At 70.7% G+C, this 18450-nt stretch carries 13 protein-coding genes; 6 read left to right on the top strand and 7 right to left on the bottom strand.

Going from position 1 to position 18450, the window contains the following annotated elements; translation table 11 throughout:
* Positions 1-6: 6 nt before the first annotated feature.
* The 4 genes from AB0K18_RS46885 to AB0K18_RS46900 form a co-directional block, all read right to left on the bottom strand.
* Complete coding sequence (locus AB0K18_RS46885; protein WP_364928611.1) at positions 7-3735, bottom strand: S8 family serine peptidase; 3729 nt, start codon at positions 3733-3735, stop codon at positions 7-9.
* Between the two features lie 112 nt (positions 3736-3847).
* Positions 3848-4669 (bottom strand): carbohydrate ABC transporter permease, encoded by an 822-nt coding sequence (locus AB0K18_RS46890; protein ID WP_364928614.1) that lies wholly within the window; start codon positions 4667-4669, stop codon positions 3848-3850.
* Positions 4666-5580 carry a sugar ABC transporter permease gene (locus AB0K18_RS46895; RefSeq protein ID WP_364928620.1) on the bottom strand — a complete coding sequence of 305 codons (915 nt, stop codon included), beginning with the start codon at positions 5578-5580 and terminating at the stop codon, positions 4666-4668. The genes AB0K18_RS46890 and AB0K18_RS46895 overlap by 4 nt, the downstream gene beginning before the upstream one ends.
* Positions 5577-6938 (bottom strand): extracellular solute-binding protein, encoded by a 1362-nt coding sequence (locus tag AB0K18_RS46900; protein ID WP_364928623.1) that lies wholly within the window; start codon positions 6936-6938, stop codon positions 5577-5579. The genes AB0K18_RS46895 and AB0K18_RS46900 overlap by 4 nt, the downstream gene beginning before the upstream one ends.
* 78 nt (positions 6939-7016) lie before the next feature.
* On the opposite strand from AB0K18_RS46900, the gene AB0K18_RS46905 reads away from it, so the two are divergent.
* A complete protein-coding gene (locus AB0K18_RS46905) occupies positions 7017-8195 on the top strand; it encodes an ROK family transcriptional regulator (protein ID WP_364928625.1) in 1179 nt (392 codons plus the stop codon).
* Between the two features lie 83 nt (positions 8196-8278).
* Here the strand turns inward: AB0K18_RS46905 and AB0K18_RS46910 are convergent, their stop codons facing one another.
* Together AB0K18_RS46910 and AB0K18_RS46915 are read right to left on the bottom strand one after the other, a co-directional pair.
* Positions 8279-11272 (bottom strand): glycoside hydrolase family 38 C-terminal domain-containing protein, encoded by a 2994-nt coding sequence (locus tag AB0K18_RS46910; RefSeq protein WP_364928626.1) that lies wholly within the window; start codon positions 11270-11272, stop codon positions 8279-8281.
* A 180-nt stretch (positions 11273-11452) separates the two neighbouring features.
* Positions 11453-13078: an endo-1,4-beta-xylanase gene (locus AB0K18_RS46915; protein WP_364928628.1), complete on the bottom strand. Its 1626-nt coding sequence runs from the start codon at positions 13076-13078 to the stop codon at positions 11453-11455.
* A 299-nt stretch (positions 13079-13377) separates the two neighbouring features.
* On the opposite strand from AB0K18_RS46915, the gene AB0K18_RS46920 reads away from it, so the two are divergent.
* From AB0K18_RS46920 to AB0K18_RS46935, 4 genes are all read left to right on the top strand, one after another.
* Positions 13378-15039 (top strand): class I adenylate-forming enzyme family protein, encoded by a 1662-nt coding sequence (locus AB0K18_RS46920; protein ID WP_364928631.1) that lies wholly within the window; start codon positions 13378-13380, stop codon positions 15037-15039.
* A gap of 195 nt (positions 15040-15234) precedes the next feature.
* The gene (locus AB0K18_RS46925; protein WP_364928633.1) at positions 15235-15636 is read left to right on the top strand and encodes a hypothetical protein; all 402 of its coding nucleotides are present in this window, start codon (positions 15235-15237) and stop codon (positions 15634-15636) included.
* Positions 15637-15671: 35 nt separating this feature from the next.
* Positions 15672-16022, top strand: a complete 351-nt coding sequence (locus tag AB0K18_RS46930; RefSeq protein WP_364928636.1) for a nuclear transport factor 2 family protein — start codon at positions 15672-15674, stop codon at positions 16020-16022.
* Positions 16023-16135: 113 nt separating this feature from the next.
* Complete coding sequence (locus AB0K18_RS46935) at positions 16136-17428, top strand: MFS transporter (protein ID WP_364928638.1); 1293 nt, start codon at positions 16136-16138, stop codon at positions 17426-17428.
* Between the two features lie 65 nt (positions 17429-17493).
* Here the strand turns inward: AB0K18_RS46935 and AB0K18_RS46940 are convergent, their stop codons facing one another.
* Positions 17494-17733, bottom strand: coding sequence for a hypothetical protein (locus AB0K18_RS46940; RefSeq protein ID WP_364928641.1), 240 nt, complete (start codon positions 17731-17733; stop codon positions 17494-17496).
* A gap of 70 nt (positions 17734-17803) precedes the next feature.
* Here AB0K18_RS46940 and AB0K18_RS46945 point away from each other — a divergent pair, with 70 nt between their 5' ends.
* The gene (locus AB0K18_RS46945; RefSeq protein WP_364928644.1) at positions 17804-18409 is read left to right on the top strand and encodes a Uma2 family endonuclease; all 606 of its coding nucleotides are present in this window, start codon (positions 17804-17806) and stop codon (positions 18407-18409) included.
* The last annotated feature ends 41 nt before the right edge of the window (positions 18410-18450 follow it).

The raw sequence follows: 18450 nt of genomic DNA on the forward strand, positions 1-18450 counted from the left end.
AACAGATCAGCGCAGGGCGTAGGCGCGGATCACCTCCTGGGCCACCGCGTTGCCCTTGACGTCGGAGGCCCGCAGCCGCAGCGAGACGAACCCGGACCGCGACTGGGTGAGCGACGTCTCATAGCGGCCCTCGCCCTTGGCGCGCAGCCGGGCGCTCTTCCAGGTGGCGCCGTCGTCGTACGACACCTCCAGCGACACGTCCTTGATCGCGCTCCGCTCGGCGCCCTCCTGGTGGCGCAGGGTGAGCCCGAGCTTGCGGGCCCCGGCCCGGTTCTTCAGGTCGACCGGCGCGTCGAAGGAGGCCAGCAGCAGCGGCACCACGGTCGGCTCGGCGGCGTGCTCGGAGCCGAACGTCCACTCGCCGCGCGTGCGGACGGCCAGCTTCGCCCACTCGGCCTCGTTGGCGACGTCGTACGCGATCCGGTACGTCCCCTTCTCGGCGGGCAGCGTCCCCGACCCCGAGGGCAGGTAGTTGGTCTGCCACAGCAGCTCGTCGCCCTGGTAGAGCCGGAAGTCGGTCTTGAGCCCGTGCTCGAAGTCGCTGGTGTACGCGTCGCCGAAGTTGCCCTGGGCGTCCACGAAGCCCTGCGGCGACAGGAACAGCTTGTCGCCCTCCCTGCGCGTCGGGTTGCGCGGGTTGAAGCCGGGCAGCAGCGGCTGCTTGAACGCGGTGCGGCTGACCCGCTCCCCCGCCTTGTACGCCCGGAACTCCGGCGACGACAGCGAGATCCGCGGCGTGTCGGGGTGCGGCCACAGGTTGTTGTACGCCCGCTCCGGCGTGATCGCCGACGAGGTCCACACCACCTCGGGGTCCGGGGTGACGTACTCGGTACGGGTGCGCGGCGTCTTCGCCATGGGGTGGTTCGTCGAGATGGACGAGGTGTCCCAGGGCTCGAAGACGAAGCGCGCCTCGTTGACGGTCACGTCGTCGGCGAGCTGGCTGTGGTAGCCGGTCTCGATCTTCGCCAGCGACTTCGACCTCACCCTGTACGTGAGCTTGTCCGGCACCCGCCCCTTCTCGCGCAGGTACAGGTCGTACACGTACGGGCTGGCCACGATGCCCTTGGCGACGATCAGCACGGGCAGGTAGCGCGCCCGCTGGACGAGCTTCGTCCCCTCCTCGTGGGTGAGCCGCACGGTCGGGACGGCCAGCTTGACGCCGTTGCCGCCGGTGGTGGCGTCGGGGCCGGGCCGGTCGCTGTAGACGGCGACCATCGCGGCGCCGGCCGCGGCGGCGGCGTTGGCCTGCGTGGAGACCGGCACGCCGTCGGTGCGGCGGATGACGGCGAGCTTGCCCCGCAGGTCGCGGGCCTTGATCTCGGCGGGGGTGCCGCGCCCGGCGTCCACGGCGAGGAGCAGCCGGGTGCCGTCGAGCCGGGGGTACTCGGTGGCGTAGTCGCTGAACTGGACGGGGTCGACGTACTGGGGGTCGAGCTTCAGCCCGAGTGTGGAGAAGGCGATCTCGGGCGCGGTGAGCCGCCAGCGGGTGGCGACGACGAACGTGCCCTTGGTGACCTTCCTGGTCGGCTGGATGAACAGGCGTTCCTCGATCTGCGAGCCCGGCGTGATCGTGGTGCCGCCGCGCAGCGCGGTGCCCTGCTCGCCGGCCCGGTACCACTTGATCGCGGCGGCGGCGCCGGTGTTGCGCTTGGTCTCGTGGTCGGGGGTCTCGACCTTGACCTCGACGGCCTTGCGGGCGTCCAGGACGACCTCGGTGTCCTTGGTGATCTTCATTTCCGGGTCGCCTACCAGGCTCTCGTTGAGCGGGTCGCCGGTGGCGGTGCTGTCCTGCGTGGCGGGCATGGTGAAGATGTGGCCGAGCACGGAGTAGGTGCCGGGCTTGACCAGCAGGCAGGTGCCCGAGCCGTACTTGGCGTCGGTGCAGGGCTGGGCGGGGTCACCGGGCAGCACACGGCCGACGAGGGTGCCCTCGTCCAGGTTGAGCACGGTGAAGCCGCCGCGGGCCGTCCTGCCGTCCCTGGCTATGCCGCGTACCCGCAGCTCGACCTTCTCCTCCTCGACGCTGCCGGTCAGCAGCGTGCGGGCGCCGCCCGCGACGAGCTCCTGGCGCAGCACGCCCGGCCGGTCGGCCTTGAGCGTGACCTTGGCCTCCGCGGTGCCGCCCGCGGGGACGGTGAGCCTGGCGGGTTCGACGGTGAACGCGTCACCGGCGCTCAGGTCGAGGTCGGCGGGCTGGTCGCCGAGGTTGCGGTAGCCGATCGTGAGCGTCTTGGCCGCGCCCTCGTCGTTCCTGCCGAAGTCGAGCGTGCCGGTCGAGGCGACGACCGTGCTCTGCAGCGCGGCGGCCACGTCGATGCGGCCCAGGCCCTGGGCGTCCACGGGGATGTCCTGGCCCGGCTTGGCGGTGGCCGTGAGCAGCGCCTTCAGCTCGCCGCCGGTGAGGCCGGGACGGGCCTGGCGCAGCAGCGCGGCGGCGCCCGCGACGTGCGGGGTGGCCATCGAGGTGCCGGACATGGAGACCAGCCCGCCGCCGGTCTTGGCGGCGATGATGTCCACGCCGGGCGCGGTCACCTCGGGCTTGACCGCCTGGGTGGCGGTGATCGGGCCGCGGCTGGAGAAGGGGGCCAGCTTGTCCTGCTTGTCCACGGCGCCGACGGTCAGCGCCTCGGGGGCGTCGCCGGGCGAGCCGACGCAGGACTCGCAGCCGTCGTTGCCGGCCGCGACCACGAACAGGGTGCCGTACTCCTGCGTCAGCGTGGACAGCGCCTCGGTGAGCGGGCCGCCCGCCTCTGGGCTGCCGAGGCTCATGTTGACGATCTGGGCGTGCTGCTCGCCGGCCGCCCACTCCATGCCGTCGATGATCCAGGACAGCTGGCCGTAGCCGTCGGCGGCCAGGACGCGGCCGTTGAGCAGCCGCGCGCCCGGCGCGACGCCCTTGCCGCCGTCCACGCCCGCGCCGGCGATCGTGTCCGCGACGTGGGTGCCGTGGCCGTGGGGGTCGCCGGTGGCGTTCTCGCCGGTGAAGTCGCGCTGCCCGGCCACCTTGCCGGTGAGGTCGGGGTGGGTGGCGTCGACGCCGGTGTCGAGCACGGCCACGGTGGTGCCGGCGCCGTCGTGCCCGGCGGCCCACGCGGCGGGGGCGCCGATCTGCGGCACGCTCTCGGTCAGCGTGGGCTTGACCTTGCGGTCGAGCCAGATCTTCTCGACGCCGGCCAGCGCGCCCGTCGCGCGGGCCTGCGGGGACGGGGCGGCCAGCGCGGCGAGCTGGGCGCCGAAGGCGGGGGCGTCGGACACGGCGACCGTCACACCGGCGCCGCCGATGCTCTCCAGCGTGCGCTCCTGCCGGGCGGCGGGCACAGCGGCCTTGGGAGCGTTCGCGCCGTAGGTGAGGATGAGCGGGATGGCGGCGCCGAAGTCCTGCTCGGCCAGCGCCGTCACGTCGAACAGCGCGGGGTCGAGCCGGCCCGGCACCAGGCTCGCGACGTCGTCGGGGATGACGGTGACGCCGCGCTCGGTCTCCATCACCTGGAAGGTGGGCACGGAGCCGTCGGCGCGCGGCGCGGGCGTGACGGTGACGGCGTGGTGATCGCCGTCCACGTCGCGCACCTGCACCCGGTCTCCGGTGATCAGGGTGATCTCGCCGCTCGCCGCCGCGGCCGTGAAGGGCCCGGCGCTTTCGGCGTACGCGGCGGGCGCCGCGAGCAGCGCGGCCGCCATGACCGTGGGGAGCGCGAGCGCCGACCCCCACCTCAACCGGCTTAAGCCACGCAGCATGGGACGACCTCCAGAGAATCGGTAAGCACGAATACCGGATTTCTAGTGGTCCCGAACTGCGGTGTCTATGAAATGGAGGTGGCCACATCCTGACTTGTCGTGAATCCGCCAGCTACCCCTTCGTCGCGCCGCCGAGGTTGAACGACCCCGCGAGGTACTTGTTGACCGCCACGTAGAGGATCACCGCGGGCGCCGTGTAGAGGATCGAGAACGCGGCCAGCTGCCCGTAGGCGACCTGCCCGTACTGCGAGAAGAAGGTGTAGATGGTCACCGCGGCCGGCTGCTTCTCCGGCGCGTCCAGCAGCACGAACGGGGCGAAGAAGTTGCCCCACTGCCCGACGAACACGAAGATCGCCACCACCGCGATACCCGGCGCCATCAGCGGCCCCACCACGGCGCGCAGCGACTGCACCCACCCGGCGCCGTCCACCCAGGCGGCCTCCTCCAGGCTGACCGGCACGCCGTCCATGAAGTTCTTCATCATCCAGATGGAGAACGGCAGCGAGCTGGCCGTCAGGAACAGCACCATCGCCGGCACCGAGCCGTACAGGTTGAACCGGAAGAACATCGCGTAGACCGGCACCAGGATCGCCGTCATCGGCAGGCCCGTGGTGAACAGCAGCGTCAGCATGAAGTGGCGGCGGTAGCGCAGCTGGTAGCGCGAGAGCGGATAGGCCGCGAGCCCGGCCACCACCACCGTCAACAGCGCCGTCGAGCCCGAGATGACGACCGAGTTGATCAGCGGGAGCACGATCGTCTCCCAGGTCAGCACGGCCTTGAAGTTGGCGAGGGAGAAGGTCAGGGTCGGCGCGGCGGCCAGCGTCGCCTCCGGCTGCACCGAGGCGATGAGCACCCAGATGAAGGGCCCCAGGAACGCCAGCGCGATCACCAGCAGCGACAGCGTGGCCGCGCCCCTCGCGGCGAGTCTGGTCATGCGTCCTCCACCTTGATCAGACGCAGGTAGATCAGCGAGAACAGGGCTCCGATGACCAGCATGACCAGCGCGATGGCCGAGCCGTAGCCGATCTCGAAGTAGCGGAACGCCTGCTCGTACATGTAGAGCGGGGTCGTCTGGCTGGCCGTGCCAGGACCGCCGCCGGTCAGGGCGTAGATGAGCCCGAAGCTCGCCAGCGTCTGCAGCGTGATCAGCATCAGGTTCGACATGATCGAGCGCCGGATCAGCGGCAGCGTGATGTGCAGCAGCCGCTTGCCGGGGCCCGCGCCGTCCACCGCCGCCGCCTCCACGAGGTCCTTCGGCACCTCCGACAGCGCCGCCGAGTAGACCAGCATCGAGAACGCGGTGCCGCGCCAGACGTTGGCCAGGATCACCGCGAGCATCGGCGCGGTGTAGAGCCACTCCTGCGAGATGCCGAGCACGGCGTTGAGCGTGCCCTCCTCGGCGAGGAAGGAGAACCAGCAGGCCGCCGCCACGATCTCGGGCATCACCCAGGCCGCGATGACCACGCCGTTGACCGCGCTGCGCGTCACCCTGCCGCGCCCGCGCATCAGCAGCGCGATGATCAGGCCCAGCGTGTTCTGGCCGATGACGGCCGAGCCGATCACGAAGACGAACGTGAGCAGGAACGAGTTGATGAAGTTCGGGTCGTCGAAGAGCTTGACGAAGTTGTCCACCCCGACGAACTGGGAGTTCACCGAGGCCGAGCCGGTCAGGGTCTCGTTGGTGAACGCGATGTAGACACTCCACAGGATGGGCCCCGCGAGGAACAGCGCCAGCAGCACCAGCGCCGGGCCCAGGGGCAGCAGCCAGCGCATGACCCGCCGCCGTGACGGGCCGCCCGCGGGCGTGCCCGTCACGTGCGGGGACGGCGCCGTGGCGACCGTCATTCGGCGACGACCTTGTCCGGGCCTCCGACCGCGCCGGGCAGCGCCTTGGCGTAGGCCGCGGCGGCCTCCTCAGGCGTCTGCGAGCCGGTGGTGACGGCCTCCATGGCCTCCTGGATCTGCGCCGACACCTTCGGGTACGCCTCGTAGGCGGGCCGGTAGTGCGTCACCTCGGCGAGCTCGGTGAAGAACTTCACCGACGGGTTGTCGGCGGTGTACTTCGGGTCGGCCGCGACGTCCTTGCGCACGGCCAGGTCACCGGTGCTCACGGAGTACGTCATCGCGTTCTCCTTGTTCATGGCCACGGTGATGAAGTCGAACGCCTCCTGCTTGAGCTTGGTGTAGGAGCTCATCGCCATGACCCAGCCGCCCGACATGCTGACCGCGCCGGGCTCCTCGCCGTTCTGCGTCGGCATGGCCGTCCAGCCGATCTTCTCCTGCCAGGCGGGCCACGGCTTGGTGCTGGTCTCCTTCCAGGCCGACGGCGTCCAGGCGCCGTCGAGGGAGATGCCGATCTTGCCGGACGGGAACCACTCGTGGTTGACCTTGTCGGCGAGCTTGGCGTTGTGGGCGTCGGCCTGCTTGGGGCCGAGCTCCTCGCGGTAGATCGTGTTGATGAAGGTCAGCGCGTCGGTGAAGTTCTTGCCGCCGCTCACCCACTTCTGCTGGGCACTGTCGTACAGGGTGCCGCCGGGGGTGCCGTACAGGAGCATCTCGAAGCCCTGCATGGTGGACGCCTCGCCGTGGATCTTCGTGGAGTACATGCTGAAGGGGACGGCGTCCGGCACCTTCTGCTTGATCGTGCGGGCCGCGGTCAGCACGTCGTTCCAGGTCTTCGGCTCCCACGGCACGGGCAGGCCCGCCTTGGCGAAGACGTCCTTGTGGTACCAGAGGCCGCGCGTGTCGGTGCTGATCGGCACGCCGTAGATCTTGCCGTCGGCGCCCTTCGCGGCCTCCTTGACCGAGTCGGGGAACTGGGAGCTCCAGTCGGGCCACTTCGTGAGGTATTCGTCGAGCGGGGCCAGCTTGCCCGCGGCGACGTCGGCGTTCACCTGGAAGGTGTCGTGGTAGTAGATGTCGGGCGCCGAGTCCGCGGAGCGGTTCAGCAGCGCCAGCTTCGTGTAGTAGGCCTCGTTGTTGCCCTGCACCCCGGTCAGCTTGATCGTGACGCCGGAGTGGCTGGATTCGTACTGCTTCTTCGCGTCCGTGAGCATCTTCTCCAGGTGCGGCCACGTGGGCTCGACCTTGTAGAGAACCTCGAGCTCCTTGGTTCCTGAGGCTTCTTCGGCGGCGCCACCGCCGCAACCGGCTGCTGTCAGCGCTGTCAACAGCAGGAGGGAACCGGCCAGCCTACGTGTCATCACGGCCTCCCCTTGTTTCCTTTGGGTTGCGGAGAACGTAAGTCTTTTTGATTTACTAAGTCAACACTCTGTGGTGATATGACTCACATGCAGCAGGGCACCAACCTGCCCAAGGTCGGCAGCTACAACCGGGCCGTGGTGCTGGAGGCCATCCAGGCCTCCGACGGGATCAGCCGCGTCCAGGTCGCGTCCGTGACGGGGCTGACGGCGCAGACGGTGTCGGTCATCGTACGCAGGCTGCTGGAGGAGGGCCTGGTCGTCGAGGACGGCTCGGCGCCGTCGCGCGGCGGCAAGCCGGCCACCATCCTGCGGGTCGACGCCGGCGCCGGCTACGCGGTCGGCGTGCACTTCGATCCCAAGGCGCTGTCGTGCGTGCTGGCGGACCTGGCGGGCCGCCCGGTCGCCCGGCTGCACCTGCCCGTACGCCCGCGGGCCAGGCCCGACGCGGTGGTCAGGCAGATGGCGCGGGCGGCCAGGCGCATCCTGCGCGAGGCGGGGGTGCCGGACGGCAAGGTCCTCGGGGTGGGGCTGGCCTGCCCGGGGCCGCTCGACGGCGACGGCGTGATGGTGAGCCCGCCCCGGCTGCCCGCGTGGGCCGGCACGCCGATCAAGGAGTTGCTCCAGGAGTACACCCGCTTCCCGGTGACCGTCGACAACGACGCCACGGCGGCGGCGATCGGCGAGCGGTGGGCCGGCATCGCGCGCTCGGCGCCCAGCTTCGCCTACCTCTACCTCGGCACCGGCATCGGCGGCGGGCTGTTCCTCGACAACCAGATCTACCGCGGGCGCTCGCTCAACGCCGGCGAGTTCGGGCACATCACCGTCGAGCCCGACGGGCCCGCGTGCTACTGCGGCAACCGGGGCTGCGTGGAGGCGGTGTGCTGCCCGAGCGCGATCGAGGTGGCCGCGGGCGGCGCCGACCACGCCGACGTCTGCGCGGCCGCGGCGCGCGGCGAGCCGGCGGCGCGCGCGGTGATCGAGCGGGTGGCCGACCGCCTCGCCGTGGCCGCCGTCAGCGTGGTGAACATGCTGGACATCGACCTGCTCGTGCTGGGCGGGCCCGCGTTGCGGGAGGTCGGCGGCATCTACCGGGAGGCGATCGCGGCGGCCGTGGCGGGGCGGACGATGGCCAGGCGGCTGCACGCCGTGCGGGTGGAGACCTCACCGATCGCGGCCGACGCCGCCGCGATCGGTGCGGCCTCCCTCGTCTTCCACGCCACCTACGCGCCTCGCCTCGGCACGCTGCTCAGCGGCTGACCCCCGCCGGCGCTCGGGCCCGCGTCACACGCGGCCGGGCCCCGGCGCGCGGTCTCCGGCGCCGGGGCTCTGCCGGTGCGGGCTCAGGCCCGCTTCATGCGCAGCGTGACCAGCTCGAACGGGCGCAGCGCCACGGCGATCCCGTCGCCGGGCCGCTCGGGCTCGGCCGTCGGCCGCTCCAGCAGGTCGGTCGTGACGACCTCCGCGACGGGGAAGCCGGGACGCAGCGTGGCGCGGACCCGGCCGCCGCGCGACTCGTGGAAGCGGACCACCACATCGCCGCTGCCGTCGTCGGCCAGCTTCACCGCGGTCACCACCACGGCGTCGTCGTCCACCGTGACCAGCGGCTCGACCGGCGCGGAGCCGGGCACGCGGCGCTCGGGCTGGTTGATGAAGTGGCCCTCGCGCACGGCGTCGCCGATCTCCGCGCCCGGCACGAGCGCGTGGCGGAAGCGGTGCGCGCCCTGGTCGGTCTCGGGGTCGGGGAAGCGCGGCGCGCGCAGCAGCGAGACGCGCAGCGTGGTCGTGGTGCCGTGCTCGTCCACGTCGCGGGTGACGTCGTGGCCGTAGGTCGAGTCGGTCACCATGGCCACGCCCCAGCCGGGCTCCTCCAGGTGCACGAAGCGGTGGTTGCAGGCCTCGAACTTGGCGGCCTCCCAGCTCGTGTTGGTGTGGGTGGGGCGGAAGGCGTGGCCGTACTGGCTCTCGGAGGCGTACCGGTCGGCGCGCACGTCGAGGGGGAAGGCCAGCTTGAGGAACTTCTCGGTCTCGTGCCAGTCGACCTCGGTGTCGATCTCCAGCCGCCCCTCGGCGAGTGTGAGCCGCTGCACCATCGACGAGACCCCGAACGAGCGCTCGACCACGACCGTGACCCCGTCGAGGCGCACGTCGTCCGCCGCCGTCAGGTCGGTCACCGTGTTGCGGTAGAACTCGTCCACGTCCCAGGCGTCCCACTTGTTCGGGAAGTCCGGGTGCAGCTGCGGCAGGCAGGCCGCCCGCCCTGGCGCGACGGTCTCGCGCCCGGCCCGCAGGTCGTAGGCCGACACGACCAGCCCGCGCCCGTCGATCTCGACCTTGAGCAGCCCGTCGTCGAGCACGAACCCGCCCTCGGGCCGCGGCGCCGCCCGCACGGCGGCGGCCGGGCTCTCGGGGGCGGCGCCGCCCGCGGGCACGCCGTGGCGGGCGTGCGGGGCGCCGTTGAAGACCAGCGTGCCGCCGGACGGCTCGCCCGCCAGCGCGCGCTGCGCGGTGCCGATGATGCCGTTCAGCTCCTCGGTCACCAGCTCGTACGTCCTGCGCGCCTCCCGGTGCACCCACGCGATCGACGAGCCGGGCAGGATGTCGTGGAACTGGTGCAGCAGCACCGTCTTCCACAGCCGGTCGAGCGCCTCGTACGGATAGCCGGCCCCCGCCCGTACAGCCGCCGTAGCCGCCCACAGCTCGGCCTCCCGCAGCAGCGCCTCGCTGCGCCGGTTGCCCTGCTTGGTCTTGGCCTGGCTGGTCAGCGTGGCCCGGTGCAGCTCCAGATAGAGCTCGCCCACCCAGACCGGCGGATTGGGGTACTCGGCCTCGGCCTTGTCGAAGAACTCGGCGGGCGTCTCCCACGTCACGGTGGGCGAGCCCTCCAGGTCCCGGACGCGGGCCGCCCTGGCCACCATCTCGCGGGTGGTGCCGCCGCCGCCGTCGCCGTGCCCGGTCGGGGCCAGCGAGTGCCTGGCCACGCCCTTGTCCTTGAAGTTGCGGGCCGCGTGCGCCAGCTCGCCGCCGCGCAGGGAGGCGTTGTAGGTGTCGATGGGCGGGAAGTGGGTGAAGATCCTGGTCCCGTCGATGCCCTCCCACAGAAAGGTGTGGTGCGGGAACGTGTTGGTCTGGCTCCACGAGATCTTCTGGGTGAGCAGCCGCTTCGACCCGGCCGCCTTGATGATCTGCGGCAGGCCGGCCGCGAACCCGAACGTGTCGGGCAGCCACACCTCCTCGTTGTCCACCCCGAACTCGTCGATGAAGAACCGCTTGCCGTGCACGAACTGCCGGGCCATCGCCTCGGAGCCCGGCATGTTCGTGTCGGACTCCACCCACATGCCGCCCGCGGGCACGAACCGGCCGGTCGCCACCGCCTTGACGACCTTGGCCCACACCTCGGGCCGGTGCTCCTTCAGCCAGGCCCACTGCTGGGCCTGCGACATCGCGAAGACGAAGTCGGGGTCCTCCTCCAGCAGCGTGGTCATGTTGGAGGCGGTACGGGCCACCTTGCGCACGGTCTCGCGCAGCGGCCACAGCCACGCCGAGTCGATGTGGGCGTGCCCGACGGCGCTGATCCGGTGCGCCGACGGCACGGCCGGCGCGGCCAGGACACCGGTCAGCTCGGCCCTGGCCGCGGCGGCGGTGCCGTTCACGTTTTGCAGATCGACGGCGTCCAGCGCACGCTCGATCGCCCGGAGGATCTCCCAGCGGCGGGCGCCCTCGACGGGCAGCTCCTGCATCAGCTCGCCGAGCACCTCCAGGTCCATCACCAGGTCCCACACCGTCTTGTCGAAGACGGCGAGGTCCATGCGGGCCAGCCGGTAGAGCGGCTCGGTGCCGGCCGTCTCCTTGTCGCCCAGCTGGGTCGGCAGGAAGGGGTGGTAGTCGAGGATGACCGGGTTGGAGGCGGCCTCGATGTGCAGGCGCACCTCCTCGCCGCCCTCGGCGGGTCCGGCGATGCGGACCCACTGCTGGCGGGGGTTGAGGCTCTTCACGGGGGTGCCGTCGGGCCGGTAGACCAGCCCCTCGCACTGGAAGCCCGTCTTGTCCGGGTTGAACCCGAGGTCGAGCACCGCTTCGACGATCTTGCCCGTCCACTCCATGGGGACGGTGCCGCTCACAGTGAACCAGCTCGTGCCCCACGGCGGCCCCCACGGCGTGCCGACCGCGATCGGCTCGCGCGGCGCGGCCAGGCCCTCGGCCACCGGTACCGGCTCGCCCGGCGCGTGCCACACGCCCACCTCCAGCGGCACCGACTCGGGATAGACCGCGGGGCGGATCCGCTCGGTCAGTACGCGCTTCAGACGGGCTTCGACCAGGGTGCGGTCGTCATGCATCAGGCAGGCTCCTCAGCAGATGGAGAACAGCGGGCCGCTGGCAGGGCGGGCACCAACAGCACGTTATGCATCCCCATCATTTCCGGCAAAGCCACCCCCTCTTCTCAAAAGGGGAGAGAATCCCCTGGGGCGGTTACCGGTGCCGGGCGGGCAGTCGGGCAGGCCCCAGGGGATCCCCGATCAGGCGCAGGTGTAGCCGGAAGGCGTCTGCGTGTTCCCGTTCGGACGGTTCACCTGGAAGCCGAACGTGGTGCTGGCGTTCGGCGCCAGATTGCCGTTGTAGCCGGCGTTCCTGGCCGTGACGGTCTGCCCGCTGACGGTCAGGGACGCGTTCCACGAGCCGGCCAGCGTGTGCCCGGAGGGCAGCGTGAAGGTGACGGTCCAGCCGTTGACGGCCGAGGTGCCGGTGTTGGTGACGGTCACCGGCTGGACGACGTAGCCGTTCTGCCACTGGGTCTGCACGGTGCCCGTGGCGGTGCAGCCACCGCCGCCGACAGGACCCTCGGAGGTCGTGAACGTGGCGGCCGGCGAGTTGCCGGACAGGTTGCCCGCGCCGTCACGGGCGCGCACGTAGACCTGGTACTGCGTGTTCGGCGTCAGCCCGGTCAGGTTGATCGAGGCGGTCGCGCTCTGCCCGAGCAGCGTGTCCGTGGCGCCCTGCTCGCGGTAGACGCTGTAGCCGGCCAGGCCGCTGCCGCCGCTGTCGGTCGAGGCGCTCCAGGACAGCGTGGCCGAGTTGGAGGTGACGTCGCTCGACGTCGGCGTGCCCGGCGTGGTCGGCGGCGTGGTGTCGTTGCCGCCCGTGCCGGCCGCCAGCGCGTCGTGCACGGCGGTGTAGGAGGGCTTCTGCTGGTAGTTCTCGTCGTAGATGAGCGCGGCGCCCTCACCGCCGAACGTGTCCGGCACCCACGAGTGCTTGTCGGTGAAGCCCCAGATCGTCACGCCGGCGCAGGCCGTGACCGCCAGGCAGGCGTTGATGACGTTGCGGTAGTAGGTGGCCTGGGTGGCGTCCTTGGAGGAGTTGCGCGGCATCTGCATGCGGATGTCGAGCTCGGTGATGCGCACCTGGACGCCGAGCGCGGCGAAGCGCTCCAGGTTCTGCTGCAGGTCGTTCGGGAAGCCGTACTGGATGGCCAGGTGGCCCTGGAAGCCGACGCAGTCCACCGGCACGCCCTGCTGGCGCAGCGACGAGACCAGGTTGTACATCGCGGTGCTCTTGGCGTTGATGCCCTCGACGTTGTAGTCGTTGATGCACAGCCGGGCGTCGGGGTCGGCGGCGCGGGCGGCCCTGAAGGCGTCGGCGATGTAGCTCTGGCCGAGCGTGTTGTACCAGAACGAGCTCCGCATGCTGCCGTTCTCTTCGAACACCTCGTTGACCACGTCCCACGAGACCACGGCCGGGTTGTCGGCGTAGCGGCCGACGACCTGCGAGATGTGGTTCTGGATCGCGCTGCGCATGGCGCTGGCGCCGAGGCCCTGCACCCAGCCGGGGGTCTGCTGGTGCCACACCAGTGTGTGGCCGTGGACCTGCTGGTTGTTCTGCGTGGCGAAGTTGACGATGGCGTCGGCGCCGGAGAAGTTGAACTGGTTCTGGCTGGGCTCGGTGGCGTCCCACTTCATCGCGTTCTCGGCGGTGATCTGGTTGAACTCCGTGGCCGCGATGTTGCGGTAGGCGGTCTCGTTCGACAGCGGGCTGGTGGCGAGCGCCGCACCGATGAACTTGCCCTTGGAGGCCGCGTGCGTACGCAGCGGCGCCGATGCTTCCGCCGGGACGGTGGGTAGGAGGAAGGTCGCGAGCAACCCCACTAACGCGAGGGGTCTGAGGAGCGAGGACGAACGCACGGGCATCTACCTCCGGAGGCAGGCACTCGATTCCGAAAGTTTCGGCCCCGATGGGACCGTGCAGCAGACGGTATTGACATGCGCGCGAGCGGGTCAACCGGGCAGTCGGGCCGGGGCCAAACGAGCAGTTGGCGGGCAGAAATTATCGGCAAAGCCATGAAACTTTCATAGCCGCACGGGCGTAGATCAGGCGTCTAGCGCACGTACCGGCCGGTCGGTACTGTGATTGTCCGGAACAATCGTCCACTGCGGGAGTACTGCGGATGTCTCTTTCGCACGCCCAGGTCCAGGCCCAGCTCACCGGTCCCGGCCAGCTCTTCGAGATGGAGGAGATCGGCGAGACCGGCGTACGCACGTGGAAGCACGCCCCGCCGCACTACCGGGCCCTGCTGGAGATGAGCAGATTCCACGGCGACAAGGTCTTCCTCGTCTACGAGGACGAGCACATCACCTTCGAGGACCACTTCCGCCGCGTCGCCACCCTCGCCCGCCGGCTGGTCGAGGACTACGGCGTGAGCAAGGGCGACCGGGTGGCCGTGGCCATGCGCAACTACCCGGAATGGGTGATCTCCTTCTCGGCCGTGCTGGCCGCCGGGGGCATCGCCGTACCGCTCAACGCCTGGTGGACGGAGGCCGAGCTGGCCTACGGCGTGACCGACTCGGGAGCCAAGGTACTGATCGCGGACGGCGAGCGCGCGGTCAGGCTGGCCTCCACGGGCGTGCCGATGATCGTCACCAGGGGCGACGCGCCGGACGGGGCGCGCGCGTTCGACGACGTGCTCGGCGAGATCCCGGCGGACGTCTCCCTCCCCGAGGTCGAGCCGGCCCCCGACGATCCCGCGACGATCTTCTACACCTCCGGCACCACCGGCAACCCCAAGGGCGCGCTCGGCAGCCACCGCAACATCGGCCAGTCCCCCATGACCGTCGCCTACGGCCTCATGCGCGCCGTCGCCCTGGCCGGCAAGGACGTCGGCACGGCGGCGGGCACCCGCAGGATCACCCTGCTGACCGTGCCGCTCTTCCACGTCACCGGCTGCTTCTCGGCGATGACGACCACCATGTTCAGCGGCGGCGGCCTGGTGCTGATGTACAAGTGGGACCCGGAGAAGGCGCTGCAGCTCATCGAGCGCGAGCGGGTCACCGCCATGATCGGCGTGCCCACCAACGCCTGGCAGCTCATGTCGCACCCCGACTTCGGCACGTACGACCTGTCCTCGCTGTCCACCCTCGGCTACGGCGGCGCCCCCGCACCGCCCAAGCTGCTGGAGCGCATCAAGACGAACCTGCCCGACCGCGCGCCCTCCAACGGCTACGGCATGACCGAGACCAGCGCCCTGGCCATCGGCAACGGCGGCGCCGACTACCACGCCAGGCCCGACAGCATCGGCCTGCCCTCGCCCGTGGTGGACGTGCGGGTCGTCGACCCCCTGGGCGACGAGCTGCCCCGCGGCGAGGTCGGCGAGCTGTGCGTACGCGGCCCCAATGTCATCCTCGGCTACTGGAACAAGCCGGAGGCGACCGCGCAGACGTTCGTCGGCGGCTGGCTGCACACCGGCGACCTGGCCAAGATCGACGAGGACGGCTTCGTCTACATCGTGGACCGCGCCAAGGACATGGTGATCAGGGGCGGCGAGAACGTCTACTGCGCCGAGGTCGAGGCCGCCCTGTTCGAGCATCCGGCGGTGGACGACGCGGCGGTGATCGGCGTACCTCACGACGAACTGGGCGAGGAGGTCGGCGCCGTGCTCCGCCTGGCGCCCGGCGCCTCGCTCACGCCGGACGAGCTGCGCGAGTTCCTGTCCTCCCGCATCGCCAAGTTCAAGATCCCGGCGCACGTCTGGTTCCGCGCGGGCGAGCTGCCCCGCAACCCCGGCGGCAAGATCCTCAAGACCCACCTGCGCCGCGAGATCCTCGGCGCCTGACCCGCTCCCGCGACGGCTCCCCGGTGTTCTCCGGGGAGCCGTCGTCGTGTGACGGCCTTCACACCATCCGCGTTCCCCCTGCTCAGGCGGCCCTTCCCGGCTCCCTCTTACCCACCGGGTAATCGCGGCACCTACCCGCGTCCTGACATCGTTCCCGGTGTCAGCACGACCGTGGTCGCCGCGAAGGAGCCCGACATGACCGCCCTGCCCATCACCACCGACCGTACGAAGTTCCTGCGCCTGGCGCTGGCCGCGGACGCCGCCGTGACGGGCGTCAACGGGCTGGCCTACCTCGCCTTCGCCGGCCCCGTCGCCGCGCTGCTCGGCCCGGACGCCGCCCTGCTGCGCGGCATCGGCGCCTTCCTCCTGGCGTACGGCGCCGCAGTCGCCGTCCTCGCCACCCGCCGCGACATCAGCCGCACCGGCACCAGGGCCGTCATCGCCCTGAACGTCGCCTGGACCCTGGGCAGCGTCGCCGCCGTCGTCACCGGCGCACTCGGCCTCACCACGATCGGCGCGGTCTGGGCCGTCACCCAGGCCCTCGTGGTGGCCGGCTTCGCCGAACTCCAGCTCACCGGCCTGCGCAAGAGCCGCTGACCCTGCACCGACCCTTCACCAAGGAGACACAGATCATGACCCTCGTCGACCGCTACCTCGCCTGCTGGAACGAGACCGACCCCGAGGCCCGCGCCAAGGCCGTGGCCGAGCTGTGGACCGAGGACGGCACCTACACCGACCCCCTCGCCGACGTCACAGGACACGCCGCCATCGCCGCCGTGATCGAGGGCGCGCAGTCCATGTTCCCCGGCCTCGTCTTCACCCCGGGCGAGCTGTACGACAGCCATCACCACGTCGCCCGCTTCACCTGGCACCTCGGCCCGGAGGGCGGCGACCCCGTCGCCACCGGCTTCGACGCGCTGGAGCTGGCCGAGGACGGCCGCATCCGCAGCGTCCTGGGCTTCCTGGACAAGCTCCCGTCCTGACCACCCTCGCGACGATCTCCGGGAGCCTCCCGGAGATCGTCGCGTCGTCTCCTGCACCTCCACGTCCAAATTGATTTGCCCGTGCCGGCCGCCATCACGGACAATTGCCACTCGTGCCATCAGCAATGAAGCGCCTGCTCCGCCACCTCGCGCTCGACCTCAGCCCGCTCCGCGACTCCCGCGACTACCGGTTGCTCTTCGGGTCCGGCGTCATCACCATGTTCGGCACGCTGATCACGATGGTCGCGGTGCCGTACCAGATGAAGCAGCTCACCGACTCCTACCTCGCGGTGGGCCTGGTGAGCCTGGCGGAGTTCGTGCCGATGGTGGTGTGCGGGCTCTGGGGCGGCGCCATCGCCGACGCGCTCGACCGGCGCAAGATCATCGTGATGAGCGAGCTGGGCCTGCTGGTCACCTCCGCCGCGCTCATGATCAACGCGATGCTGCCGAGTCCGCAGATCTGGGTCCTGTACGTCGTGGGCGCGGTCTCCACCGGCATCGGCTCGCTCCAGCGCCCCAGCCTGGAGGCGGTGATGCAGCAGGTCGTCAAGCACGACCAGCAGGCCGCCGCCGCCGTCCTGTCGAGCCTGCGCTGGAACTTCGGCGCCATCGTGGCCCCCGCCCTGGGCGGCCTGATGGTCGCGTCGTGGGGCGTCACCTCCGCGTACGTCCTCGACACGCTCACCTTCCTGCTGTCGATGTTCCTGCTCTGGCGGGTCAGGTCGCTGCCCCCCGCCGAGGACGCGGCGCCCGCCTCGATCACGTCGCTGGTCGAGGGCATGCGGTACGCGATGAGCCGCAAGGACCTGGTGGGCACGTACCTGGTGGACATGGCCGCCATGGTGTTCGCGATGGCGAACGCGCTGTTCCCGTTCCTCGCCGAGGAGCTGCGGGCACCACAGGCGCTCGGGCTGCTCTACTCGGCCTCCGCGGTCGGCGCGCTGATCGCCTCGCTCACCGGCCGCTGGACGGCCCGCGTACGCCGCCACGGCCTCGGCGTGATCGTGGCCGCCGCCTTGTGGGGCGTCGCCGTGGCGCTGACCGCCGTGGCCCCGAACATCTGGCTCATCGTCGTCTGCATCGCGTTCGCGGGCGCCGCCGACATGATCAGCGGCATCTTCCGCATGACCATGTGGAACCAGACCATCCCGCCGGAGCTGCGCGGCCGCCTGGCCGGCATCGAGCTCCTCTCGTACGCGAGCGGGCCCATGCTGGGCAACGCGCGGGCCGGCATGATGGCCCAGCTCGGCGGCACCCGCTTCTCACTCGGCGCGGGCGGCGTGCTGTGCGTGGCCGCCGTACTGAGCCTGGCCACCGCCCTGCCGAAGTTCCGCCGCTACGACGCCACGACCGACGAACACGCCCTGGCGGAGAAGGCCCGCCGCGAAGCCGCCACCCTCGCCTGACCCTGAGGCGGGCTGACGAGGCAGGCCGCCCGAGGGAGCCGACCGAGGCGGGCCGACCGAGGCCGTCAGCCCGCCTCCCGCCACCCGTCGTACCGCTCGACCAGCTCATCGACCTTGCCCGAGTCCGCGCCGTCGAGCCCTTCGACCACGACCACCCACTGAGCGTCCTCGGCATCGTCCTCCCCCGCCAAGGTCTCCCGCACCACCCGCGGCACCCCTACCTCCGGAAACCACTCCCCCAGCGCCTCCGCCACCTCCTCGGCGTCCTCCCGCTCCCCGAACACCAGCAGCTCCGCCATCTCCATCCCTCTCAGGCTCTTAACTGTGTCTTGACTTTCACCTAGCGTGATCACAATAGGTTGGTAGCGTTCAACCATGACTGCTGAAGCGGTGATCGAAACGATGACACCTTCCCCGCTGCCCGACTGGGTCTTTCCGCCACCGCAGGGCTTCACAGCAGAAGATCTCGATCACATTGCGGATTTGCCCGCGCACACAGAGTTGATTGATGGAAGCTTGGTCTTCGTGAGTCCCCAAGCCGCCTTCCACATGCGGGCCGTGTCGCTGCTCGAAGCCGAGCTCCGGCGCGCCGCACCGAATGACGTGCGCGTTCGCCGCGAGATGAGCGTGATCCTCGCCAAGGACCAGCGGCCCGAGCCGGACCTCTGCGTCGTGGTGGCGGAGGCGGTGCGCAGCGGCAAGGAGACCTACTACCGAGCCCAGGACGTCCTGCTCGCCGTCGAGGTGGTCTCGCCCGAATCCGTCACCCGTGACCGGCAGCGCAAACCGGAGCTCTACGCCCAGGCCGGCATCCCGCACTTCTGGCGGGTCGAGGAGGATGCGGGCAAGCCGATCGTCTACGCCTACGAGCTCGACCCGGCGATGCGCTCCTACGCGCGTATGGGCGTGCACCGCGACAGGCTGAAGGTGACGGCCCCCTTCGACCTTGACGCCGATCTCGCCGCGATCGACCGCATCTGATGCCGAAAGGGCCGGTGCGGCGTCGCACCGGCCCCCTGGAA

This window comes from Nonomuraea sp. NPDC049421 (genome assembly GCF_040677005.1).
Taxonomy (GTDB): domain Bacteria; phylum Actinomycetota; class Actinomycetes; order Streptosporangiales; family Streptosporangiaceae; genus Nonomuraea; species Nonomuraea salmonea.